This window comes from Clostridium sp. AM34-11AC, from assembly GCF_003435375.1.
GTDB classification, from domain to species: Bacteria; Bacillota; Clostridia; order Lachnospirales; family Lachnospiraceae; genus Pilosibacter; species Pilosibacter fragilis.
In genome coordinates, this window is the sequence record NZ_QWGL01000025.1 from 16,176 (window position 1) to 39,973 (window position 23,798).

The window sequence follows — 23,798 nt, forward strand, 5'->3', positions numbered from 1 at the left end:
CCACCTGCCCCGTATAAATTTACAGAATATATCGAACAACCACGCCCATGTATAAAAATGGGACGAACGGAAGCCGATCTTTTTTCGATATTTTTTTCCTTAATAACTGAACGATTGAATATCCCGCCGCGATAAGGCATCCGTAGAAGATTGCTCCTGGAATGTCGTTTCCGGTTAGGTAAATACCCATAATCAGAGAAAGCTTTACATCCCCCGCTCCCATGCTTCCATGACTCAGCAGATATCCCAATCCGAAGGAGATCAAGCAGAACAGAAAGCCCAAGATAATCGACGGTATGATCTTTAAGACCGTGTCCATATCATGGATTCCATATCCGCCCAACAGAATGGGAAATAATACCAAAAGAAGCAACAATACACGATTTGGAACCAGCTGCTCTTTATGGTCTTCCACACAGAAATATGTCATGAACGCGAGCATCACGTATTTCATCTCTGATAAAATATATGGCACTTCCCCGGCGCTGTCCGTTCTCCACATCCGTAGAAACGCAATTTCTGCCGCTGCAAGGACGATCACTTCAAATTTAGACATTCCGTTGAATTTCTCTGTCTGCCAGAATGTGAGACATATATAAATTCCCGGCAGCAAGATCATTCCCGCTGCCAATATTAAATACTCATTCATTTCATACCCCTGCTATTTTGAATATGTCACGCCGTCTCCGTCCAGCCAGGCCGGGACCTCACATCTCTGAACGACGTGGATCGTCGGATCCTTCCGAAAAAGCTTAAAGAAGTACACTTCGATATCGTATTCCACCACCAAGTCGATCATCCGATACTGATCGTCGCTCAAAAAACTGCTGTTTTTGAAATTCAGGCCGTTTATTCCGTCCTTCACTCCATAGTGGATCAGATATTCATCCGCAGACATCGCCCTGTGTTTTGCGAAGCTTTCATCCAGATAAACCTGAAACATGCCGTTCGAGATACATCCGAGAAGCCACGTTTTAGCCTTTTGCTCGCCTTTTTCGATCCCAAGATATACTATGCTCCTGAGCAGCTGTTTCGGGTCACTGATAAAAACTCCCGCAGAGTTTACCAGCTGCTGTCCTTTATTGATCGTATTCTTTCCGGATTCAATGGTTCCGGAAAGGGATGATGAACCACTTTTTATTCCATTAAGGTCATCTTCAAATTGTCCGACCTGCTCCAGAAAGCTGGAGAAATCATCCAATGTCGTATCCAGTGGCGCTGTCTGCTCATCAATGTCGGCCTTTAAACCAAGGTCGGCAGAGCGGATCCCCAACGCCTCATAAAAATATGTATACGCTGAGATTTCATTTCCCATCTGATGCATGGCATACTGGATCTTATTATGAACCGCAAAAATATCAATAAAAGAAATAATTCCAAGAATCACCAGGATAAAAGGTACAAGACCGAGAATTGCTTCAACAGTCAGTAGTCCTTCTTCTCCTGTTTTTTTCCACTGCATGTACCGATTCCCTCCTTAGTAACCTCGAATAACAGAATATCCGAAATAATGGTTCTCAAGACGTTCGATCTGTGACTCTGTGCTTGTACCGGAATAAAACATCTCCGCAAAATTATCGGGAAGAACAACAAAATCCGCCTTCACTTTACAGGTCGCTTTTACCGCTGTCACGGTATCCTGCATTTTAAAGTCAAGAGACGACCATTCACCGCCTTTATGCTTTGCCTGATTCATATTTAGTGTGATCAAATTGGCCGTTCGTGAGGTAAGCGTATTTGAGTCTGTAAAAATGCAAAGCAGTACAAACATATAATCCTCATAGGTAAGGCCGAATTTATCTTCCGAGGACTCCGGAATGTCGATATGAAGCAGAGATGCGATTCCGTCAATTCCGTTCAGGTCTTCCATCTCCGTTTTCATAAAGGTTACCTTATCCCGCTCTTTTAGTTCCATCCAGTCCGCCGCTGTCTCTATAGAAGCAAACGCCAGTCTCAACGCGCCGCTGACAGAAATCCGCACAAGGGGAGCCACCGCTGCACCTACTCCTGTTGCAGCTACTGCGGTCGCTGCCGTATCTGCCACTGCACAGATTGCCTCATTTATTTCCGTGATCGCGTAACTGGCTGCAAAGTTCATCGTCTCACGGACTCCACAGATGATATTTCTCGATTTATTCAGATTTGATACCGAATTATTATATCCGCCGAGAAGATATTCCAGTTCCGCTCCATACAGGTAGTTGATATCCGGTGACATTTCGTATCCGGTCAGGCTGATGTCTTCTTTGGAATCCTTTTTTTCTTCCGTCATATTCGTTTCAAGACTGTTTTTCTTTGGTGATTTCACGCCTGTCACTCTGCTGGAAAACATTCCGAAATCATAACTGGTAACGAGAAATTTATCCAACGCATGTTCTCCGCCTGCTGACAGGTTTTTCAGGGAAAGTCCTCCTGAGAAATAATCACTGAATCCTGGAACATCTCCCGTAGCTCCGCCGGATTTTAATTGTGCTGCAATCCCCTCCGGGATATTTCTTGCCTCGGTTTGTTCAGGCTTATTCAGTTCTTCCTCCGCCTTTTCCTGTGCTTTTTTTGCCTCATCTATTTTTTTATCTCCGGCATCTTTATCGCCTTTTCCACTTGCTCCTCCTTCGCAGAATTTCTGAAGCTCCTGATAAAACTCTCCTTTATCATCCCTGAAGTCATACCATTGTCCCCAGACTTTTGACTTCCACGTGCGGTCAGTACCCGCTTCAATTTCACCACTTAAGATCTTTTCCCGGACATCTTTCAGTTCACCTACTTCATAAGCAAGATCACTTTTATTTCTTTCATTTTTCAATTTGTCCTGATTGGTCGGCTCAATCAGGTCATATACTTCCTGGAATTGATCCGAAAGTTTCAAAATATCTTCCAGATCTTTTATTTCCGCTTCGATTCCCACTCTGATGTCATCAGAACAGTCGACAAGATGCTCTTTTAATTCCCTTACCTGTTCCTTTAATGTCTTGAGAGTGTTATCCAGCATAACTGTCTGTACCCTCAGCGCGCTAATCGCTTCGCCTGCATTATCGAAATTGATTGGTTCTCCTTTCGGATCTGTCAATGGGTTCTCGTATACTAATAACTCTATCTCAAGGTCGTCAAGGTATTCATCTACATCAAAATCTTTATATTTGTCATACAGATCCGCCATGTCTGCCACTTTTTCAGCATCCTCCGGATCATCCTCTGAACTGCTGCTTTCTGTATCTGTATCTTCCTCTTCACTGTCAAACATTTCCAGGGCAGCTTCAATTTCTTCCTGGTGTTCTAAATAATAAGTATATTTTTCGTATTCCTCCGATTTTACAACTGCTTCCAGCTTATCACTGTAGGCAACAAACCTTCTCTCCAGACCATCAAGATAATCCGGATATGCTGCAATCGCTTTCAATGTATCATAATAATCCTGGATGTCTTCCATCGCCTTCTGGCTTTTTTCGGAAATTTCTTTTCTTTTTTTGATTGCATCCATATCATCATCAACAGTTTCAAATTCCCCCAGCGAACTCAAAATACCATTCTCGTCCATAACCTGTTCCACAATACGGTATTTCATAAAGTCACTGATCTGAGTCATCAGCACGTTATTATTGGAAAGACTGGCACCGTCCACTTTCTCATAGGAAATCTTTACATCGGCATCCTTGTAAGGCATAAAACCGGATAAAGCTTTTCCATCACCAACCGGATTGAAGGAATATCCCACCGTATCCGCAAGCTTATTGACTGCCTCAAGTCCCTCTTTATTCTGTGTAACTGAAAATAAGCCATACAACTCTTTCAGAAGATTGTCAAATTCACTTAAAACTGCGTCACCATAAGTATCCGCCGCCATAACAGCCTGGGAACTATAGAGATTTAACCGTGCCACGTCAACCATAACACTGCTGATTGCAACGACCGGCACCATCATCAGGGTCAGGAAGACTGTGATGATTCCATGACTGCCTGTTCTCTTCTTCTTGTTTTCTTTTTTCCAGATTTTTTTCATTATTTTCATTCCTGAAACTCCCCTTTTCTATGCTCCAAGAATTTCTTTTAATTTCGAGTAGGCCGCAGAAATTTTTCCTGCAAAATTCCGGGCCACCTCTCCGAGCTTTGTGTCTTTCACGAGACTGATCGCATAATCTCCATTTCGGATCAGACTGTCATGATCCACCACCGCAACACGGGCCGTAGCGGAAATTTGGTACTTATTGTCGATTCCAAGAATTGAGAAATCCAACGGCGATGAGACTGTCTGCGTTGCAGTCGCCTCAAATTGTTTTAACAGTACATAATTGCTGTAATCGATCGTAAGTGAAAGGTCGTTCCGATACAGAATGCGTTCCGCTGTAGATTTAAAATACTTTTCAAAATCCTTCTGGGAATTCAGATTGTTCCCGTCTCCAAACATTCCTCTATAGGGAGAAAGAGGACGCGAAGCGGAATATGAGTTTCCCGCTCCCACCTGATAATCGCTGCCTTCCGTATACTCCATCTCCGCATTTTTTGTCACATAAGTGTCCGTTACCGTATTCTTATAATAGACAAGGGTTGTCTCCAGTGCGGCCTGAAGACTTGCGCGCTGAAAGAGGAATAGCGCCAGATAAAGAAGCAGTAATGTACTTAACACAGCAATTGGAAGTATGACGATTGCTTCCACAGCAATATGTCCTTTTTCTTTTTTTCTGTTCATACGCTATTCCCCCGTCTTTGCAGTAATTCACACCTATTAAATAGTTGTTTTGAAAATAATATCCATCAACTTGTTAGTCCACTCCTGAAGTCTGCCCCAGAATGTGGTAACTAACGTAACAACAATTACTAAAATAAGAAGTGTTGCAACTACGTTTGAAACGCCATCCTGCTCTTCTAAAAAGCTCTCCAGTTTGTCTTTTGCCACATTTGCTCTGAGCATAGCATTAATGCAGATCTTGTCTAACATTTTCATTCTCGTTTCCTCCTCTTGATTTGTATATTACCATCAATTCCCTTTTCTGAATTACAGGTTAAAACCTGCCATAGCGGGAACAATGATCACAACCAGAATTCCGATAAACATCAACATTGTCGGAATATACAGCCGGTTCTGAACCGCTTCACTCATTCGTCTGGCGCTGTGTTTTTTATCCAGCCAGCACTCGTCATTAATTTCTTTCAGATCATCCGAAAGGTTTGCGTTACCTGACGCATAGCTCTTACTGATAACCGTGATCATCTTATCCAGATATTTATTGCTGCATCTGCACTGCATACGTGTAAACGCTCCCTGAAGTGTTGAAGATCGGTTCATCTCCTTCACCACAAGTGTCAGTTCCTGATAAATCAGGGAAGTGTCGCTCTGGGCTGTCTCCTCGATCGCGCGGGTAATATTCATTCCAGCTGTTACCAGAAGTGTAATTTTTGAGACTGCATTCGGAAAATCCCGATCCAGCTCTTCCTGACGTTTTTTTGCTCTTGTGAGTATACCGTCATACGGAAGGTATCCATACAGGGTACATCCTATAAATGATGCCATCATCGGCATTAAAATACCGCCTGTTTCTTTTCCTGCCGCGATCATCAGTGTTCCCATCAGGCAGGCCAGAATTAGACCGATCCACATAAATGCCACCAATGATGCCAGAAGGAAATATGCATAAATAGCCGAATTTCTCTTTCCACTTGTCTCCTGGTTTCTCTCGAGTTCAATAAAACCAGACTGTTCACAGCTCGCTGTCAACTTCTTTAAAACTTCATTGTCTCCGTCCAGCTTCAGATCGATCAGCATCTGGTACCCGAAAAGGCAGATATAATCCAAGAATGAAAATGTCGATCCGCTGTAATATTTTTCTTCCTGATTCCTATAGTTCTCAATCTGCTTGTCCCAGTCGCGAACTTTCTTCTTTGCCTTTTTTTCTTTATCTCTGCGGTATTTTTCGTACTCTTTCAAATATGCCAATCTTTTATCTTCCAGATCTATTCTCGAAAACCGGTTCGACCAGGCTCTGGAAAGAACAATTTCAGCAGCTGATGTTTTTCCTGCCTTTCCCGTTTTCACAAAAAAGAGCACTATTCCCACCGTTGCCACTATCATCAGTATTATCGCTGCCACAAATTCCACCTCCGTTTATACGTCAATTTCTGCGGCTCTCGTTGCTATCACATACGATACAAATGTGCAGACCACACCAACTGTTGCTGCAATGCGTCCGATAGCTGTTGTAAATAATGAGTCCATGAAGCCGCTTCCCATTGTGGACATCATAATTACAAGTACCAATGGAAGGACTAACATCATGTACGCCTCAGACTTTGCAGAGTTGATCTCTGTCTGGATCTCCATGGCAATCTCAACTTTGTCCTTGATAATGTCGCGGGTCTGGGCAATGATATATCCGAAATCGCTTGTCTTTCCTTCAATCGTCTTGTAGATTGCGGCAAAGCTCAGCACATCATCAATATCGCTCCGCTCACCCAGTTCCTCAAATCCCTTCACCATGGGAATTCCAGCATGTCTGTAATCACTCACGATCAGGGCAATTTCCCGGACAATGTCGGAATCCTGATTGTAGATCATCTGAAGTTCTCTCAATGAATCCTCAACTGCATTTTCCATCGACCGTCCGCTTCCTCCGCTGATGGAGATCGAAATAATTTCCAGAAATTCTTTAAATTGAAGTCTCAGTTTTTCCTGGCGTCTCTTTGTCACAGTCTGAGAATAATTCTTTTCCTGCCAGATTCCGATTATAAATCCACCGATCACTGCAACCGGAATAAACCGATAGTAGATAAACAGCACGGCACCGATCATCACAGAGAAAAACAGATATGCCAGCACATGCTGTCCCTTTGTCATATTACACTCATAATATTTGAGCCTTACCTTATTCTTCTCGTCCATCATTTTCCTCCAGATAGTCATATACTCCGGCCAGAATGAATTTTTCCTGATTCTGTATCTTGTTTTCTGTCCTTACCAGTCTTCCGGATACTTTCTTTAATGTTGACTTCTCATCCTCTTTAAATTTGTAGATTGAGTTCAGCGTTACTCTTCCATCTTTATAGCCAGTAACTTCCGTAATCTCCATACACTTTCTGGAGAAGTCGCGCAGTCTTGACAGATGTACGATATAGTCCACAGCGGAAGCGATCTGCTGCCGGATCGCCTCAAGCGGAAGCTCTGCACTTCCTGTAAGGACCATTGTCTCCAATCGGGAAAGCATTCCTTCCGGAGAATTTGCATGTCCGGTGGAAAGGCTTCCATCGTGTCCGGTGTTCATGGCCTGAAGCATATCCAGTGCCTCCGGTCCACGGACCTCTCCGACGATGATCCGATCCGGTCGCATTCGCAGGGATGCTTTGATCAGATCACGGATCGTAATTTCATTGGAATCCTTCGAATTCGCCTTTTTCGTCTCCATGCGTACCAGGTTTGGAATATTCTTGATCTGAAGTTCGGCGGAATCCTCTATCGTGATTACACGTTCCCACGGCTGTATGTAATTTGACAGTGCGTTTAAAAATGTTGTCTTACCACTTCCGGTTCCGCCGCATACAAACACATTGTGTCTGGTCGCCACAACCTTTTCCAGAAAGTCCGCTGCTTCCGGAGTGATGGATCCGTAGGAAAGAAGTTTTTCGATCGTCATCGGGTTTTTCGAAAACCGTCGGATCGTGACGGTTGCCCCGTTTAGCGCAACCGGCGGGAGAACTACATGAACACGTGATCCATCATCGAGTCTTGCGTCAACGATCGGGTTACTGGCATCGACTGTTCGGTCCATGCTGCTGACAAACCGCTTTACAATACGTTCCAGATCCTCACTGCTCTCAAAGTGCTCTTCCAGCTGCATTAATTTTCCGCTTTTCTCCACAAAAATCGTGTCATATCCATTGATCATGACCTCCGTGATATCCGGGTCCATAATGATCTTGCCAAGAATTCCAAGACCTTCTACAGATTCTGTCACTGTGTATTTCAGTGTCTTTTTATCTTTGAATGACAGATTCTGATAGTACCAGTAGAGACCTTCATCATTCTGTCTCGCCCATTCGATTCGTTCCTGAATCTTATGATCGATCAGATCAGACATTTCATTTTCCGAGTACTCCCGCATCCGTCCTGCTTCCTGAACGATCTTCTTTAAAACGGCAACTTCATCCATAAAATATTCTTTTGCCATAAAAAACCCCTTTTACATTATGATTCCAGAATTCTGTCGATGTCCATTTCTCCATTTTTTTCGATCGCATGCAGAATATTTTTCATCTGTAAATTTCCATAATTGTGGATCAGTCCCGCCTCAGCAAAGGCATTTTGTCTGCAGTATGAGGAATTACTTTCAGCGAAATTATGGACTACCAGCATTTTTTTCTTATATTCATTGACGATTCCCTGTCGTAAAAACAGCTGCATCTTCATAGAACACAGCTCCCCAGGTTTTTCTGTCACGACGATCGTATCAGAGATTTTCATTACCGCCGCTTCCATAGATCCAATACCACTGTTGAGGTCTACGACCAGAACATCGCACACACCGCTCTTCTGGATCTTATGGATAATGTCCTCGATTTCCTCCCCTGAAACAGCCTTATGATCCGCAAGCCGCTCAAATCCCTCGACATAGCAGATATCATTGACGCCTTGTTTCATCAGGCCTTTCATTTTTAATTCGAAGTTTACACTCTCGTCTGCCGCGGCTTCAGCCAGTGCTACAATCCCCGGCTCCTGATATGGATTCAGTGCATCGGCACTGCACAATGCCTCCAAGCTTAAAAACAGAGGTTTCTTTCCTTTTTTTGCTGCCAGACCGGCGATTGCAAGGGCAACCGTAGTCTTTCCGCTTCCTCCAATAGGAGAATATACCGATACGACTGACATTTTTCCCGCATGATCTGATTCGTAGGAATATCCGGCTTTTTCTGCATATGCGCGGATCATATCCTTATATATTTTACTGATTCTCTGGTATTTTGAAATGTGAACACATTCCTTATAAAGACTTGTATTTTCCGCCTCTTCACTGTAAAGGCAGATCGGCATTTTCACCCTTGAAAAATTAATCCTTGATTCCGACAGATCCGGGTCAAACATTACAACATCAAAGGACTCATTTTCCATCGCATTCTCAAGTTTATCTGCACTGGTATAAACATAGATCGTCAAATCGCTGTAGCCCTGCAGCTCTTCGGATATTTTTCTCAGGTACTCTTTATTTGAGTCTGCTATTGCAAGTAAAATATTCATACCAAGTCCCCCATTTATTTTCTTTTTTGTAATTATTTGAACAGAAGCAAAATGTCTCCTATTTACTAAAAATAAAATACCATATATTCCCTAACTTTTATTATGGCGTTCAAAATCGACCCACTTTTCGACAAAAAAAGAGAAGCTTCTCTATTGAAAAGAAGTTTCCCTTTTTAACTGTTTTGATGTTTTCTATTACAGCCCCCATCGCTGCAAAAGTACTTCCGCTTCCTCTTCACTGATTCCTTCTGCATTCTGGACCGACTGATCATTTTCACGGGCAAGAGGAACCGTTGCGGCAAAAGGATATTTGTTCAGGTATTTACAGTTGGAGATGTAACACTTTTCTTCTGAATTATCTCCTGTGAAGAATACCTGTCCACAGATAGCACCTGCATACCCGCTATAATTTTCATTTACCAGTATATCGCCTGCAGCCAGACAATTTTTGATAAAACCACCATTCATTTCCCCTGCAATCTCACCCATACAGGAACCGCCCATCATAATCCTTGAACGCTGGATATTCCTTTTCATCTCTGACTCGTACACTTCCTGTTGTTTCACAGTTTATAATTGTGGATCTGCTTGCATATCCGCAGATTCCACCGAATATCCCACGGCTATCACGATAACTGATATCTCCGTGGAATGCACATTCAGTAATCACAGCTCCGCTTTGGCACCAACCAACGATTCCTCCTACACAGTCCGTTCCATTAGTAACTTCTGAGCAGACAGCCATATCAACTGAACAGTTCTCAACTTTTACATTTCCGACAATATTTCCGATAACTCCTCCCGCATACGTATTGGAATCGTTTATATAAAGATATCCTTTTTCAATTTTTACATTTGAAACACTGCCCGTAAAAAGTTCTCTAAATAAACCAATCCCAAACCAGTCTTTTACTGACCGTACATACATTCCACTGATCACATGCCCATCACCATCAAAACTTCCCTTAAAAGAATTGCCAACCGGTTTCCACTGATATTCCGGTGGAGTCTCTTTCCAGTTTTCATAATTTTCAACATCATTTAACTGGATATCTGCTGTGAGCACATAATATGCCTTATTATATTCCTGCGACCAGTCGTCATTTACCTTTCCCATCAGGGCTATCTGTTCTGCTGTGGCGATCTGGTATGGATCTTCCTCTGTTCCGCTTCCGCCTGCAAATGAATCTGCTGCCTCTAGATATGGAATCTCTGGCTCCTCCGCTTCAGCAGTTGTCTCGGCCTCTATCGTCGTTTTCTCTGCTGCCGCCTGTGTCTATTTTACGGATGGACTGCATCCATACAAAATCAGACTGGCCAATATCTCCAAATAAATCAGTTTTTTCTTTAACATCCGCGTATCTCCTGAAATAAGTTCTTCTAATAGTTCAAAAAACAAGCTTATTATCTCTATTTTTCGATTCTGTTCAGATATGCGAAATACCTGTTCTTCGTCTCCACATACCTCCTCTTACTGATCGAAATCTCCTCCCCATTTTCCAGCTTAAAGCTTTCATTCTCGATCCGTCTGATATATTTCATATTGACAAGAAAGCTCTGATGGCAGCGCACAAAGGTATCTCCCATCCTCTGTTCAAGATCCGATATTTTATCGCGGCACACCTCTTCTCCCTCATAGGTGTGGATCATGGTCCGGTGGGCCCGGCTTTCCAGATACAAGATCTCATCGAGATAGAATATCTGTTTATGGTTCCGACACATGATCGTAACTCGTTTCTCATCATTTTGTTTCTGCTTTTCTTTTGCTATTTCAAGAAGTTTCTTTAAAATAATCAGATCCACCGGCTTTGTAAGGTAGCCGAGGAGATTCACCGGTTTCAGAAAAATATGCTGGGAGTATTTCTTTGCATCCTCCGTCATATAGATGATCTGAAGTTCTGGATACCTCTGATTTAACTCATATGCACAGTCAATTCCCTCCTGCCGCTCTTTCGTTTTCAGAAGTGCAGGATTAAACTCATGACAGATATCCATGATCAGTACATCCGGTCGATTTCCAGCCTGGAATTCTTTTTTCAGTTTTCTGATATCCTGATAGGTATCAACGTTTTCTATGCCAGCTATTACCCCCCCCCCTGGAAAACATACGTTCGACAGCGAGCAGTACTTCCGCCTGATCGTCACACACTGCAATTCTCATTTTATATCCCCTTACATTTTCAATACTTTTACTTTCTAAATCTTCTCCTCTCCGCTATTCAGCGATTTTATTTCACACTTTTTTCACATAATTATTCTCTAATTGCAGATTATACAATACGATGACTTTCAGTTTTCACCGCCGTCAAAATCGCCCCATTTTTCGGCAAAAAAAGAGAAATATCCTCTCCCGAAGACATTTCTCCTACATTCCAATCCCTCTATATTCTCTTGTTTCTTCCCCTTCCTACACCTCCCCAATCCTCTTCTCCATCTCCCCCAGCATATCCTCCGCGGCCATCCATTCGCCCATCTCCATCATTCCCATGACGACCATCATCTGGTTGTTAAAATCGTGTTCGAGTTTTCTCTGATCGGTCTCGAAATCTTCCATGAGTTTTAAGTGACTTTTTTCGATCTCAAACTGGTCATTCAGCGCTTTTAACAGTTTCTCATTTTCCTGACGTCTTTCTGTCTCCTGAGCGATGAGCGGAAGGAACATGTAGATCATAATGATCAGGATAAAAAGGAACTGCTGACCAATGGAGACCGCATACTGTTTTTTCGTAATATAATCCATGTAGGGATACATTCCAGCGAGAACGCTGACTGCGATCAGCGCTGTGACTATCTGGCTTTTTTCGCGGAACAGAGATCGTCTCCACTTTATGAGGAAAACCAGTCCCATGAGGATCAGACTTAAAAGTATGGTCTCGCATGTCATGGCACGTACATAATCGTAGACCCCCCAAAATGAGCCTGTGACCAGCCAGCCATTATTTACAAATATTGCATTGCAGATAAGCTCCGCAACCGTCGTACATCCGATCGCGATTACCACCATCAATATGATTCTTTTCAGGGAATCGCCAAAGCACAGAAAGATGCCACTCAGATAGATCCCCATCAGTACCCAGCTCGTCATTCCGATCACTTCCTGATCACTCAGCGAATTCATATATTCTTTCGCGCTGCATGAAAGAATATTGAAAATGATCTGCAGGATCAGCACCTTTGTAATTGTCCCCCGCCATTTCAGTGTCTGCATCAGAAAAAAGGTCGTGGGCATCAGGCCAAGTGCGCAAATCAGTATGCGCAAAACCGCATCCGTGTTCATGCCGTTCTCCCCCTCTCCTCTTCCGCACCGGTTCCCGCCGCGTCCAGGATCACCGTGCTCTTATATATCTTTTTCTCCCTGTCGATCTTCACATTGCAGTTTCCGCCATACATCTTTGCGATCTCACGAAGGATCCTGCTGCCATATCCGCGCTCGCCGCCTTTTTCCATTCCGAGATACTTCTCAGCAAACGGATTTTCCACTGCAATCACGAGATAGTCTGCCTTCACCTGGATATCGGCCCGGATCCATCTCGCACTTTCCGGAAGATATTCCACCGCCTCCATGGCATTGTTCATGAGATTCGAAAGAATGCTGCACTGGTGGATCCTTGAAATTCCCGGAAGCCCCCCCACGTGCGCATCGACGGATAACCGGATCTTCACCTTTTGGCATCTGATCTCGTACTCCTCAAGAAGTACATTTAGGATCATATTGGAACAGTACTGGCCTGTCCGGTTCTTCTCGATCTCCTTCTGAAGCTTTGCCGCCGCAGATCCCCGGTCTTCTGTGTGAAGATCGTTTTCAGCCTCTTTCACGATCCGCAGAAGATCTTCCCGCCTCTTGTTCAGGCGCTCCGCCTGCACTTCGGCGCTCTCCTCTTCCATTTTCTTTCTGTTCAGTTCATGTTTCAGCCGCTCTTTTTTCTGATCCAGCACCTTATTTTTACTGTTCCGGTAACTGTTTATAACCAGCACTGCTTCCGTAAAAAAGCTGATGGCGACCACCGGAATACCTATCTGATTCCAGGCTGACGGGATGCCCTGAAAGAGCATATGGTTCATTATAAGAAGCGTAAACTGGCAGATTGTAAACAATATAAGAACGATCATGATACCGCGTCCTCCAGATACTGAAAATACCTCGTCCGCGCTTCCATGTACCGCTTTTTGCTGATGGGAATCTCCTCCCCGTTTTCCAGTTTAAACCGGTCATGCTCCACCCGCCGGATATACTTCATATTTACAAGAAAGCTCTGGTGACACCGTACAAAGGTTTCACCCATCCGCTCCTCCATATCTGAAATCTTATCATGGCACACCTGCACATTTTCGTATGTATGAATCATGGTCCGGTGAGCGCTGCTCTCCAGATACCAGATCTCATTGAGATAAAAGATCTGCTGCTGGTTCCGGCACATGATCGTCACCCGCTTTTCATCTTCTTGGGCCCGTCGTTCTTTTGCGATCTTAAGAAGCTTTTCAAGGATATCCGCGTTCACCGGCTTCGTGAGATATCCCACGAGATTGACCGGCTTCAGGAAAATATGCTGGGAATATCTCGTCGTATATCCGGTCAGGTAAATGATCTGCAGCTCCGGGAATTTCTGATTCAACTCATAGGCATAATCGATTCCCTCCTGCCGCTCTTCCGTCTCCGGAATTTTTGTATTATATTCATGGCAGATATCCATGATCAGGACATCCGGTCGTTTTCCATCTTCAAATTCATCCCTCATATGCCGGATATCCTGGTAAGTTTCGACACGCTCCACCTCCGGAATCTCTCTCAGCATATTTTCGACGACATCCAGCACTTCCGGCTGGTCATCGCATACCGCAATGTTCATTTCCATGTTCCCCCATGTATTTCATTTCTCTCGTTTTAGAGAGCTTTTATCGATAAGATTCTTTTCGATCAGCCCAGCAATTATAGGCCTCTCTCCCTTAATATTTTTGCTCCGTTTATTCTGTTTTTTCTTTTTTTACCAGTCAATCATAACATACTTTCCTTTTCGCTTCAAGTTCGCAGGTTTCCCCATAAAATCCCGCAAAATCCCCCATTCTCCCGTCCTTTCCACATTGACATCCCCTCTCAGTATGCGATATAATTCTTATTAACTATCTTCAAAGATTTTAAAGGGCAAAATCATCATTTTTTTTGCCCCCAGACATCTTTTAAACGCTTACTTGAGGGGGTATTTTAAGTTATTATGAATGGTGCAGAAGCTATGGTCAAATGCCTCGAGGAGGAGGGCGTAACCAGGATCTTCGGATATCCGGGCGTTGCGATCTCCCCGTTTTATGAGGCCTTATATAATGCCGGAACCATCGAGCATGTCCTTGTCCGTCAAGAGCAGGCGGCCGGACACGCCGCAAGCGGCTATGCCCGCATCTCCAGAAAGGCCGCCGTCTGCGTCACATCTTCCGGTCCTGGCGCGACAAATCTGATCACGGCGCTGGCAACGGCCTACGCCGACAGTATTCCGCTTATCGCGATCACCGGACAGGTCAATTCCAATCTCCTTGGACGTGACGTATTCCAGGAAGCCGATATGCGTGGTTCCACCGAGTCCTTCGTAAAATACAGCTATCTTGTAAAGAGCGCTGACGATATTCCGCGTATCTTTAAGGAAGCTTTCTATATTGCTTCCACCGGAAGAAAGGGACCGGTCCTCATCGACATCCCCTGTGACGTCCAGATCGACCTCTTAAAGAAGTCCTTCGACTACACGTCCGAGGTCAATATCCGCGGATACAAGCCAAGTACAAAGGGAAATAACCCACAGATGCATAAAGTGGTCGCTGCGATCAATAAAGCGAAAAAGCCTCTGATCTGTGCCGGCGGCGGTGTTATCCTTGGAAACGGCGAGGAGTGTGTCCGCCAGTTCTGTGAGAAGAACAATATCCCGCTTGTAACAACGATGATGGGCATCGGCGTTATGCCGAAAAACCACCCGCTGTACTTCGGAATGCTGGGAAATAACGGAAAACCCTATGCAAACCGTGCAGTGGCAAACAGTGACCTTCTGATCATTGCCGGTGCGCGGATCGCCGACCGTGCCGTTCCTAAACCGGAAAATCTGGAACAGCAGGTCAATATCATCCACATCGATATCGATACCGCCGAGATCGGTAAAAATCTCGGACCTACGATCCCGCTTGTCGGTGATATCAAGAGCATCTTCGATCGTCTGCTGCAGGAGAATATTTCCATCGATACCTCAAACTGGATCGAGACACTTCAGGATATCAAAAAAAGTACGGTAGACCATCGTGTCTTCAGTGATAAGCTCGTAAATCCGATGCTTTTAGTCCAGCACCTCTCTGAGAAGATGGACGATGACGCGATCTATGTTGCAGATGTCGGACAGAACCAGCTCTGGTCTGCCGACAACTATGTGATGAAGAACGGCCGTTTCCTTACAAGCGGCGGTATGGGAACCATGGGATACTCAATCCCGGCCGGAATCGGAGCGAAGATGTGTACGCCGGACAAACAGGTCGTCGTTGTCTGCGGTGACGGTTCCTTCCAGATGTCCATGTACGAGCTTGGAACCATCGCGGTAAACAAGGTCCCGATAAAGATCCTCGTCATGAGAAACCACTATCTCGGTCTCGTCCGTGAGCATCAGGAAAAGACTTACGAGGAACACTATTTCGGTGTTCAGCTCTACGATTATCCGAAATATGCTGAAATCGCCGCTGCCTACGATATGGACTATTTCCACTGCGACAGCAACGAAACTCTCGACGCAGAGCTCGACCGTTTCCTCGCCTGCGACAAGGCCTGCATCATGGTCTGCGAAGTCGACAGCCACAACAACACAAAATAAGGAGAACGCAAGATGAAAGGTATTTTTTCTGTACTTGTAGAAAATAAAGACGGTGTTCTCTCCCAGATATCCGGTCTTTTCGCGAGAAGAGGCTTCAACATCGACAGTCTGGCCGTGGGCGAGACGGAGCGCCATGACATTTCCAGCATGACCATCGTCTCCACCGGCGACCAGCGCACTGTCGATCAGATTGAGAAACACTTAAACAAGAAACTGGACGTGATCAAAGTCCGCCGCCTCGAGGAGACCCGCAGCGTCCTCTTGGAGATGATGCTCATCAAAGTCTCCTACTCCGCGACAAACCGCAGCTCTTTGATCGAACTCTGCAGCGTTATGGGTGCCAAGATCGTCCACGTCTCCCCAAAGAGCATGGTCATCGAGTTCCATGCAGCACCGGATGTGATCACAGATTTTATTGAACTTGTAAGAAGCTTTGGTATTCTGGAGCTTCAGCGGACGGGTACGATCTGTATGTCGAAAGACTGAGTACCAAAGACCTGAAATTGTTTGCCGTATATTTTTCGTCAAACATCTCCGGTCTTTTCTAAATCGAATCAAGTATCACAATAAACTTTGTTTATACTAAATTAGATTGTTTTATAAAAAAATGTCATGAATATAAGCTTTCTTTCCAGATGCTTTCTTTCATGACATTTTTTAGTTCTTTGCGTCTTGCCGCAACAATTTTTTATTCCTATTCAGCCTTATCTAATACTGGCTCATATTTTCTATCTTCTTACCCGCGCTCCGCCACAAATTTCTCCACTTCCTCATACTCCGGGATACTCGGAGCTGCGCCGTTCCGGCTTACGGCGATGGCACTGGCGGCACTTGCCGTTTTCAGGATCTCCGGAATCTCTCTTCCTTTTGTGATTCCAGACAGGAAATATCCACAGAAGGTATCTCCCGCCGCAGTGGTATCCACTGCTTTAACTTTATAAATATCCTGTTTGAAGCACCGGGTCTTATCAAAATACCAGGACCCATTTTCACCCAGCGTCAATACAAAAGCGGCATCCGGATATTTCGTCTTCAGCTTCTCCATGATCTCTTCCGGTTCCTCACTCTCCGCTCCGGAAATCTCTTTTCCCTCGATCTCGTTAAGAATAAAATAATCCACCAGATTCATCGGGATCGTCTTCAGATTCTCGTTGATCGGGGACGGATTCAGCGCGACCTTCGCTCCGGCCTTCTTCGCCGTCTCAGCTGCATATCCCACATTGGAGATCTCGTTCTGGAGAAGGACGATATCTCCCTCTTCCACCTCTTTTACCGCCTCGTCGATCATTTCTTTCGATACGGAATCGTTGGCTCCGCCGCAGATGATAATATTGTTCTGTCCATTCTGATCCACCTGGATCACCGCGTGACCGCTGGCTCCGGAAAGACTCTTTGTACCTTCTGTATGTACCCCGGACGCCTTGAGAACATCTAAGAGCATTCCCCCGTCCGCTCCAACAGCGCCCACATGATGCACTTCCGCCCCGGAACGTGCCAGAGCGATCGACTGATTTAATCCTTTTCCGCCGCAGGCCTCCGCATACGTTCTCGTCTTGATCGTCTCTCCCGGTCTTACAAAGTGATCCACTCCGTATACACGGTCAATATTCAGAGATCCAATATTTAATACCTTCATATTGCTTCTCCCTTTTCAAAAGATCCCCCAGAAAAACTTCCGGGGGATCTCATTTTTACATTTTATAAAGATTCAACTTTACGCTTCGCGTCAGTCAGATCCTATTTGTAACCTTTCTCATGAAGAGCAGCCTGTGCAGCAGCAAGTCTTGCGATCGGTACACGGAACGGTGAGCAGCTTACGTAGTTTAAGCCAACCTTGTGGCAGAACTCTACGGAAGACGGATCTCCGCCGTGCTCGCCGCAGATACCGCACTTCAACTCCGGACGTGTTGCACGTCCTTCCTTAACTGCGAGCTCTACGAGACGGCCAACACCAGTCTGGTCAAGTCTTGCGAACGGATCAGACTCGTAGATCTTTGCCTTGTAGTAGGAATCAAGGAACTTACCGGCATCGTCACGGGAGAAGCCGAATGTCATCTGTGTCAGGTCGTTTGTACCGAAGGAGAAGAACTCAGCTTCCTCAGCGATCTGGCCTGCAGTAAGGGCTGCACGCGGGATCTCGATCATTGTACCAATGTGGTACTTCATATCGGAGCCTTTCTCTTTCTTAACCTGCTCAGCAACTTCAACAACGATGTCTTTCACGAACTTGAGCTCTTTCTTCTCGCCAACGAGCGGAATCATGATCTCCGGAACGATCTCATAGCCCTCTTCTTCCTGGACTTCGATTGCAGCTTCCATAACGGCACGAGTCTGCATCTTTGCAAGCTCCGGATAAGTAACTGCAAGACGGCATCCACGGTGACCCATCATCGGGTTGAACTCGTGAAGTTCGTCGCATTTCTTCTTTACTTCATCAACAGTGATGCCCATATCTTTTGCAAGATCAGCCATCTCTTCCTCTGTCTTAGGAGTGAACTCATGCAGCGGCGGATCTAAGTAGCGGACTGTCATTGGTCTGCCCTCGAGTGCCTTGTACATAGCCTTGAAGTCGCCCTTCTGGTACGGAAGGAGTTTGCTTAATGCTTCCTCTCTTGCCTCTACTGTATCAGAAACGATCATTCTTCTTAAGTTGTGGATTCTCTCCGGATCGAAGAACATATGCTCAGTACGGCAAAGGCCGATGCCCTCTGCGCCAAGCTTAACTGCGTTCTTTGTATCAGCCGGTGTATCAGCGTTTGTGCGGACACCAAGTTTTCTGAAGGAGTCAGCCCAATCCATGATTCTCTTGAAGTTTCCGCCTACGGATGCTTCCTGAGTCTTGATATCACCATTGTAGATCTTACCTGTTGTACCGTCTAAGGAGATGTAATCGCCCTCGTGGAAGGTATGTCCGCCGAGTGTGAATTCCTTCTTCTCCTCGTTGATCTTGATCTCGCCGCAGCCGGATACACAGCAGGTACCCATACCACGTGCAACTACTGCTGCGTGGGATGTCATACCGCCGCGGACTGTTAAGATACCCTGTGCAGCGTGCATTCCCTCGATATCCTCCGGGGATGTCTCAAGACGAACTAAGATCACTCTCTCGCCCTTGCCGCCGATACCAGCTGCCTTAGCGTCATCTGCTGTGAAGCAAACTTTACCAGCTGCAGCACCCGGGGAAGCCGGAAGAGCCTGTCCGATCACTTCGCCTGCCTTTAATGCAGCCGGATCGAAGGTCGGATGTAATAACTGATCAAGGGATTTTGCTTCGATTCTGCAAACAGCTTCCTCAGGAGTGATCTGTCCCTCATCAACTAAATCGCATGCGATCTGGATTGCAGCCGGAGCGGTTCTCTTACCATTACGTGTCTGTAAGAAGTAGAGCTTACCTTCCTCGATTGTGAACTCCATATCCTGCATGTCGTGGAAATGATTCTCAAGTTTCATAGCCAGTTCCATGAACTGCTTGTAGCACTCCGGAAGATCTTTCTCAAGCTGAGAGATCGGCTGCGGAGTACGAACACCGGCAACAACGTCCTCGCCCTGTGCGTTGATCAGGTACTCACCGAAGATACCTTTTTCACCTGTGGACGGGTTACGTGTGAAGGCAACACCTGTACCGGAGGTCTCACCCTTGTTACCGAATACCATGGTCTGTACGTTTACTGCGGTACCCCAGTCGCCCGGAATATCATTCATACGACGATAAACGATTGCACGCGGGTTGTCCCAGGAACGGAATACAGCTTTCACAGCTCCCATTAACTGTTCCTTCGGATCCTGCGGGAACTCTTCGCCCTTCATAGCCTCTTTGTATACAGCTTTGAACTTCTCAGCGAGCTCCTTTAAATCGTTAGCGTCTAACTCTGTATCATAGTGAACGCCTTTTGCTTCCTTCATTTCGTCGATGATCTTCTCGAAGTAGGACTTCGGAACTTCCATAACGACGTCGGAATACATCTGGATGAATCTTCTGTAGGAGTCATATGCGAAACGCGGATTACCTGTCTTCTTTGCGAAACCTTCTACTGCTACATCATTTAAACCGAGGTTTAAGATGGTATCCATCATACCCGGCATAGATGCACGCGCACCGGAACGTACAGATACAAGTAACGGATCCTCGGTATCACCAAATTTCTTTCCGTTCACGCCCTCGAGCCATGTTAAAGCCTCAAAGATCTGATCCTGGATCTCTTTTGTGATCTGTTTTCCGCTGTTGTAGTAGTCTGTGCAGGCTTCTGTTGTTACTGTGAATCCCTGCGGGATCGGCATGCCAAGATTTGTCATCTCCGCAAGGTTGCAGCCTTTGCCGCCGAGAAGATTTCTCATTGCCGCGCTGCCTTCTTCAAACTTATAAACCCACTTTGCCATAAGTTGTTATTCCTCCTAGAATTTAGTTTAGACTAAGATGTCTATATTGCCCTCATCTCTTTGCTCCCCTGCAATACTTCCGCTCCCCCATCACGTAACTCCGGTTTGGAAATATCGCACAAAAAAAATCGAGTGTCGGAAAAAAGGCCTGTACATATTATAAGGGATGTTGCCAAAAATTGCAACATCCCTTTATAAAAGTTTCGTGATTTTTTCACATATTTCTGTAAATTTCCGTCGTTTTTCTTGGTCAAAATTGTACACAATTTTCTTTTAATTTAGTACAATTTACCAGTGAGCACTGCCAGGAGGATACCAAGAACCGCTCCCGCAACTACCTGTAGCGGCGTATGTCCCACATATTCTTTCAGTTTTTCCTGGAGAAAAACTCCGTCTAAATTCAGGATATTCTCAAAGAAAACGCTATTCAACAGTTTTGCCTGTTTTCCGGTCTCCCGCCTTACGCCCATCGCGTCGTACATTACGATCATCGAGAGAACAAAGCTGATGGCAAATTCAAAGCTTCCCACTCCGTACTTCATTCCGGATGCCGTCGTAAGCGCACAGACCGTCGCTGAATGGGAACTCGGCATTCCTCCGGAGCCGAAGATCCGCTCCGGATTAAAAGACTTATTGATCACCATATCGATCACGGTCTTTAAAAACTGTGCCACTGTCCATCCGAGCACTGCACTGATCAGTATCTGGTTTCCCAGAAATTCATTCCACATTGTCATGTTTTCCTCTTTTATGTCAGTATTTCCAAATCATTTTAGTATCCGATCAGCCAGTCATATAATTCCTGATACTTTCCGGCAGACGTCTTCCAGGAGAAGTCCACAGCCATCGCCCGGTCAACGATCTTATTCCATTCCCGCTTCTTATCGTAGTAAATATGCTTCGCATAGCGGATAATATTCAACATCTCGTGGGCATTGTAGTTCGCGAAGGAGAATCCTGTTCCTGTTCCCTCGAACTCATTGTACGGCCATACCGTATCCTTTAAGCCGCCTGTCTCGCGGACGATCGGCACCGTTCCGTAGCGGAGCGCCATGAGCTGGCTCAAACCGCACGGCTCAAATAAGGACGGCATCAGGAACGCGTCGCAGGCCGCGTAGATCTTGTGGGACAGCGGCTCGGAGTAGTATATCTGCGCTGATACGCGGTCATGATATTTCCAGTCGTAATGGCGGAACATATTCTCATAGTTCTCGTCTCCGGTTCCAAGAACGACCAGCTGCACATCATCCGTACAGATCTCGTCCATCACGCACTGGATCAGGTCCAGACCTTTCTGGTTCGTGAGTCTTGAGACGATACCGATCATGAACTTCTTATCGTCCTTCGCGAGACCAAGCTCTTCCTGAAGCGCGCGTTTATTTTTCACTTTCTCTTTTCTGAAATTTTTCGCGTTGTAATTCTGAACGATATCCGGATCCGTCTCCGGGTTGAAGACATCATAGTCGATACCGTTTACAATCCCACGGAGATCGCCGGATCTCGCCCGCATAAGTCCGTCAAGCCCTTCTCCGTAGAACGGGGTCTTGATCTCCTCCGCGTAGGTGTTGCTGACCGTCGTGATCGCGTCGGCATACACAAGACCGCCCTTCAACATATTTCCGTCTTTGTATGCCTCTAACTTATCCGGTGTAAAGAAGTAGTCCGGGAGTCCCGAGAATCTCTGGATCGTCTTTACATCCCACACGCCCTGGAATTTCAGGTTGTGGATCGTCATGACGGACTTGATTCCGCGGAAAAACTCTCCCTCTCCGAATCTTCCCTTTAAATATACAGGGATCAGTCCAGTCTGCCAGTCATGGCAGTGGATCACATCCGGTCTCCATCCGATCACAGGAAGTGCGGATAACGCTGCCTGTGAGAAAAATGAGAATTTTTCCAGGTCGTAATACCAATCACCATATGGCTTATCGCCCCAGAAATAACTCTCATTATCGATAAAATAGAAGGTGATCCCTTCATATACATATTCAAGAATTCCGACATAACGGCTCTGTCCCAGGTAATCCATATAAAAATGATTTACATAAGTAAGATTGCTCAAAAATTTATCCTTGATACAGAGATACTTCGGGATCATGACCCGCACATCAAAATATTCTTTATCAAAACATTTCGGTAAGGATCCCACAACATCGGCAAGTCCGCCTGTCTTGATAAAAGGTACAGCCTCGGAAGCGACAAACAATATTTTCTTCATGATAACCCATCCTTCCACTTTTTGCTCCATGGCAGGGAAAATTCCGCAAAAATGCCATGTCCCGCTATTAGATTCAGTATAACACATCCCTCGGAAATTAGAAAGTGGGTCTTTTTCTTTTTTCAGATTTTTCAGATACGTTTGTAATCCAGTCGGATTTTGTCTGCAATCAGTGCAATAAATTCAGAATTTGTCGGTTTTCCCTTGCCGCCGTTCACCGTGTATCCGAAGAGGCTGTTCAGGGTATCAAGCTCTCCTCTGCCCCAGGCAACCTCGATGGCATGGCGGATGGCACGCTCCACGCGGCTCGGTGTCGTCTTGTGGGTCTTCGCGATGGTCGGATAAAGGATCTTCGTGACAGAGGACAGCATCTCTGTATCCCTGACAGACATGATGATTGCATCTCTCAGATACTGGTATCCTTTAATATGGGCTGGAATTCCGATCTCATGCAGCATCTGGGTCACATCCGTCTCGAGATTCTGTTCTATATAGGTCTCTTTATCAAGATACGGCTGTACCTTCTTCACATCCGTATGTACCGCACCTGCCGCTTTTATCCGACCGCGACAGACTCTGTGGATCTTATCCAGAATAATATCCCTGTTGAAGGGCTTCATAATATAATAATTAGCTCCGAGCCGGAACGCGTCCTCTGTCACATCCTGGCTGCTGGCCGCCGTCACCATGATGAAAGACGGGTGGTTCTTCATCTGCGTGTTGTTTTTTACTTTTTCCATGACGGAAATTCCGTCCAGTCTCGGCATGATCACATCCATGAGAACAATATCCGGATTCGTGCGGACGATCATGTTGTACGCATCCTCGCCATTATCCGCCTTTCCTACTACATGGATCCCGTCCTCTTTTTCCAGAATTTCGCCAAGTAAATTCAAAGTCTGTCTGTTGTCATCTGCAATCGCAATGGATAATTCTGCCATAATGCTCCTCCTGTAACACATAAAGTTTCTTTTTCGGTCATTTTCCCCGTTCCAGCCGGGCGTCTGACATGATATTTTTCTTTTTGAGCATCCCCGGTAGGAATATAGACATTATAGTATTGCCCCCTTGTCGAATCCAATCCGAAATAGGTGTACAATTTCAAAATCATTTGTGTTTTTTCGTTATTTTACGAGCTTTGTATCTATTTTTA

At 45.4% G+C, this 23,798-nt stretch carries 22 protein-coding genes; 2 read left to right on the forward strand and 20 right to left on the reverse strand.

Annotation, left to right across the window (positions count from 1 at the left end; genetic code table 11):
* Positions 1–19 precede the first annotated feature (19 nt).
* The 15 genes from DW826_RS13325 to DW826_RS13395 form a co-directional block, all read right to left on the reverse strand.
* A complete protein-coding gene (locus DW826_RS13325) occupies positions 20–649 on the reverse strand; it encodes an A24 family peptidase (protein ID WP_117552981.1) in 630 nt (209 codons plus the stop codon).
* Between the two features lie 12 nt (positions 650–661).
* Entirely contained in the window at positions 662–1,462 is an 801-nt protein-coding gene (locus tag DW826_RS13330; protein WP_117552982.1) for a hypothetical protein, read from the reverse strand.
* A 15-nt stretch (positions 1,463–1,477) separates the two neighbouring features.
* Entirely contained in the window at positions 1,478–4,006 is a 2,529-nt protein-coding gene (locus DW826_RS13335) for a DUF5702 domain-containing protein (RefSeq protein ID WP_147327154.1), read from the reverse strand.
* A gap of 18 nt (positions 4,007–4,024) precedes the next feature.
* On the reverse strand, positions 4,025–4,684 hold the full coding sequence (locus DW826_RS13340) for a hypothetical protein (protein ID WP_117552984.1): 660 nt from the start codon (positions 4,682–4,684) through the stop codon (positions 4,025–4,027).
* A 36-nt stretch (positions 4,685–4,720) separates the two neighbouring features.
* A complete protein-coding gene (locus DW826_RS13345) occupies positions 4,721–4,939 on the reverse strand; it encodes a hypothetical protein (RefSeq protein WP_117552985.1) in 219 nt (72 codons plus the stop codon).
* A 51-nt stretch (positions 4,940–4,990) separates the two neighbouring features.
* Positions 4,991–6,082, reverse strand: a complete 1,092-nt coding sequence (locus tag DW826_RS13350; RefSeq protein WP_147327155.1) for a type II secretion system F family protein — start codon at positions 6,080–6,082, stop codon at positions 4,991–4,993.
* Between the two features lie 15 nt (positions 6,083–6,097).
* Positions 6,098–6,871, reverse strand: a complete 774-nt coding sequence (locus DW826_RS13355) for a hypothetical protein (RefSeq protein WP_117552987.1) — start codon at positions 6,869–6,871, stop codon at positions 6,098–6,100.
* Positions 6,855–8,153, reverse strand: coding sequence for a CpaF family protein (locus DW826_RS13360; protein ID WP_242994106.1), 1,299 nt, complete (start codon positions 8,151–8,153; stop codon positions 6,855–6,857). The genes DW826_RS13355 and DW826_RS13360 overlap by 17 nt, the downstream gene beginning before the upstream one ends.
* Before the next feature lie 17 nt (positions 8,154–8,170).
* Positions 8,171–9,217, reverse strand: coding sequence for a hypothetical protein (locus DW826_RS13365; RefSeq protein ID WP_117552988.1), 1,047 nt, complete (start codon positions 9,215–9,217; stop codon positions 8,171–8,173).
* 195 nt (positions 9,218–9,412) lie between these two features.
* Entirely contained in the window at positions 9,413–9,706 is a 294-nt protein-coding gene (locus DW826_RS13370) for a hypothetical protein (RefSeq protein ID WP_117552989.1), read from the reverse strand.
* Positions 9,699–10,334, reverse strand: a complete 636-nt coding sequence (locus DW826_RS13375) for a hypothetical protein (RefSeq protein ID WP_117552990.1) — start codon at positions 10,332–10,334, stop codon at positions 9,699–9,701. Before DW826_RS13375 ends, DW826_RS13370 begins: the two co-directional genes overlap by 8 nt.
* Before the next feature lie 293 nt (positions 10,335–10,627).
* Positions 10,628–11,212 carry a LytTR family DNA-binding domain-containing protein gene (locus DW826_RS13380; RefSeq protein ID WP_181968074.1) on the reverse strand — a complete coding sequence of 195 codons (585 nt, stop codon included), beginning with the start codon at positions 11,210–11,212 and terminating at the stop codon, positions 10,628–10,630.
* 412 nt (positions 11,213–11,624) lie between these two features.
* Positions 11,625–12,494 (reverse strand): hypothetical protein, encoded by an 870-nt coding sequence (locus tag DW826_RS13385; protein ID WP_117552992.1) that lies wholly within the window; start codon positions 12,492–12,494, stop codon positions 11,625–11,627.
* A complete protein-coding gene (locus tag DW826_RS13390) occupies positions 12,491–13,327 on the reverse strand; it encodes a GHKL domain-containing protein (protein WP_117512880.1) in 837 nt (278 codons plus the stop codon). The genes DW826_RS13385 and DW826_RS13390 overlap by 4 nt, the downstream gene beginning before the upstream one ends.
* Entirely contained in the window at positions 13,324–14,070 is a 747-nt protein-coding gene (locus tag DW826_RS13395) for a LytTR family DNA-binding domain-containing protein (protein ID WP_117552993.1), read from the reverse strand. Before DW826_RS13395 ends, DW826_RS13390 begins: the two co-directional genes overlap by 4 nt.
* A gap of 357 nt (positions 14,071–14,427) precedes the next feature.
* Here DW826_RS13395 and ilvB point away from each other — a divergent pair, with 357 nt between their 5' ends.
* Positions 14,428–16,050, forward strand: coding sequence for a biosynthetic-type acetolactate synthase large subunit (ilvB, locus tag DW826_RS13400; RefSeq protein WP_117552994.1), 1,623 nt, complete (start codon positions 14,428–14,430; stop codon positions 16,048–16,050).
* Between the two features lie 12 nt (positions 16,051–16,062).
* Positions 16,063–16,536 (forward strand): acetolactate synthase small subunit, encoded by a 474-nt coding sequence (ilvN, locus tag DW826_RS13405; RefSeq protein WP_117505587.1) that lies wholly within the window; start codon positions 16,063–16,065, stop codon positions 16,534–16,536.
* A 250-nt stretch (positions 16,537–16,786) separates the two neighbouring features.
* Here ilvN and DW826_RS13410 read toward each other — a convergent pair whose 3' ends face one another.
* The 5 genes from DW826_RS13410 to spo0A form a co-directional block, all read right to left on the reverse strand.
* A complete protein-coding gene (locus DW826_RS13410; protein WP_117552995.1) occupies positions 16,787–17,686 on the reverse strand; it encodes a ribokinase in 900 nt (299 codons plus the stop codon).
* A 101-nt stretch (positions 17,687–17,787) separates the two neighbouring features.
* Positions 17,788–20,427, reverse strand: a complete 2,640-nt coding sequence (ppdK, locus tag DW826_RS13415) for a pyruvate, phosphate dikinase (RefSeq protein WP_117552996.1) — start codon at positions 20,425–20,427, stop codon at positions 17,788–17,790.
* Between the two features lie 278 nt (positions 20,428–20,705).
* Entirely contained in the window at positions 20,706–21,164 is a 459-nt protein-coding gene (locus DW826_RS13420) for a divergent PAP2 family protein (RefSeq protein WP_117471056.1), read from the reverse strand.
* Positions 21,165–21,199: 35 nt separating this feature from the next.
* On the reverse strand, positions 21,200–22,645 hold the full coding sequence (gene glgA / locus DW826_RS13425) for a glycogen synthase GlgA (protein WP_117484912.1): 1,446 nt from the start codon (positions 22,643–22,645) through the stop codon (positions 21,200–21,202).
* A 131-nt stretch (positions 22,646–22,776) separates the two neighbouring features.
* Positions 22,777–23,586: a sporulation transcription factor Spo0A gene (spo0A, locus tag DW826_RS13430; protein WP_015555104.1), complete on the reverse strand. Its 810-nt coding sequence runs from the start codon at positions 23,584–23,586 to the stop codon at positions 22,777–22,779.
* Positions 23,587–23,798 lie beyond the last annotated feature (212 nt).

What these genes read in the sequence shown, in the direction of transcription:
- glgA (WP_117484912.1), bottom strand. Translation starts at nt 22,645, where the DNA reads ATGAAGAAAATATTGTTTGTCGCTTCCGAGGCTGTACCTTTTATCAAG.
- DW826_RS13370 (WP_117552989.1), bottom strand. Translation starts at nt 9,706, where the DNA reads ATGGGTGAGATTGCAGGGGAAATGAATGGTGGTTTTATCAAAAATTGT.
- DW826_RS13345 (WP_117552985.1), bottom strand. Translation starts at nt 4,939, where the DNA reads ATGAAAATGTTAGACAAGATCTGCATTAATGCTATGCTCAGAGCAAAT.
- DW826_RS13340 (WP_117552984.1), bottom strand. Translation starts at nt 4,684, where the DNA reads ATGAACAGAAAAAAAGAAAAAGGACATATTGCTGTGGAAGCAATCGTC.
- DW826_RS13410 (WP_117552995.1), bottom strand. Translation starts at nt 17,686, where the DNA reads ATGAAGGTATTAAATATTGGATCTCTGAATATTGACCGTGTATACGGA.
- DW826_RS13375 (WP_117552990.1), bottom strand. Translation starts at nt 10,334, where the DNA reads ATGGGAAAGGTAAATGACGACTGGTCGCAGGAATATAATAAGGCATAT.
- spo0A (WP_015555104.1), bottom strand. Translation starts at nt 23,586, where the DNA reads ATGGCAGAATTATCCATTGCGATTGCAGATGACAACAGACAGACTTTG.
- DW826_RS13360 (WP_242994106.1), bottom strand. Translation starts at nt 8,153, where the DNA reads ATGGCAAAAGAATATTTTATGGATGAAGTTGCCGTTTTAAAGAAGATC.
- DW826_RS13335 (WP_147327154.1), bottom strand. Translation starts at nt 4,006, where the DNA reads ATGAAAATAATGAAAAAAATCTGGAAAAAAGAAAACAAGAAGAAGAGA.
- DW826_RS13330 (WP_117552982.1), bottom strand. Translation starts at nt 1,462, where the DNA reads ATGCAGTGGAAAAAAACAGGAGAAGAAGGACTACTGACTGTTGAAGCA.
- ilvB (WP_117552994.1), top strand. Translation starts at nt 14,428, where the DNA reads ATGAATGGTGCAGAAGCTATGGTCAAATGCCTCGAGGAGGAGGGCGTA.
- DW826_RS13355 (WP_117552987.1), bottom strand. Translation starts at nt 6,871, where the DNA reads ATGGACGAGAAGAATAAGGTAAGGCTCAAATATTATGAGTGTAATATG.
- DW826_RS13385 (WP_117552992.1), bottom strand. Translation starts at nt 12,494, where the DNA reads ATGAACACGGATGCGGTTTTGCGCATACTGATTTGCGCACTTGGCCTG.
- DW826_RS13390 (WP_117512880.1), bottom strand. Translation starts at nt 13,327, where the DNA reads ATGATCGTTCTTATATTGTTTACAATCTGCCAGTTTACGCTTCTTATA.
- DW826_RS13380 (WP_181968074.1), bottom strand. Translation starts at nt 11,212, where the DNA reads ATGGATATCTGTCATGAGTTTAATCCTGCACTTCTGAAAACGAAAGAG.
- ppdK (WP_117552996.1), bottom strand. Translation starts at nt 20,427, where the DNA reads ATGGCAAAGTGGGTTTATAAGTTTGAAGAAGGCAGCGCGGCAATGAGA.
- DW826_RS13395 (WP_117552993.1), bottom strand. Translation starts at nt 14,070, where the DNA reads ATGGAAATGAACATTGCGGTATGCGATGACCAGCCGGAAGTGCTGGAT.
- ilvN (WP_117505587.1), top strand. Translation starts at nt 16,063, where the DNA reads ATGAAAGGTATTTTTTCTGTACTTGTAGAAAATAAAGACGGTGTTCTC.
- DW826_RS13365 (WP_117552988.1), bottom strand. Translation starts at nt 9,217, where the DNA reads ATGAATATTTTACTTGCAATAGCAGACTCAAATAAAGAGTACCTGAGA.
- DW826_RS13420 (WP_117471056.1), bottom strand. Translation starts at nt 21,164, where the DNA reads ATGACAATGTGGAATGAATTTCTGGGAAACCAGATACTGATCAGTGCA.
- DW826_RS13325 (WP_117552981.1), bottom strand. Translation starts at nt 649, where the DNA reads ATGAATGAGTATTTAATATTGGCAGCGGGAATGATCTTGCTGCCGGGA.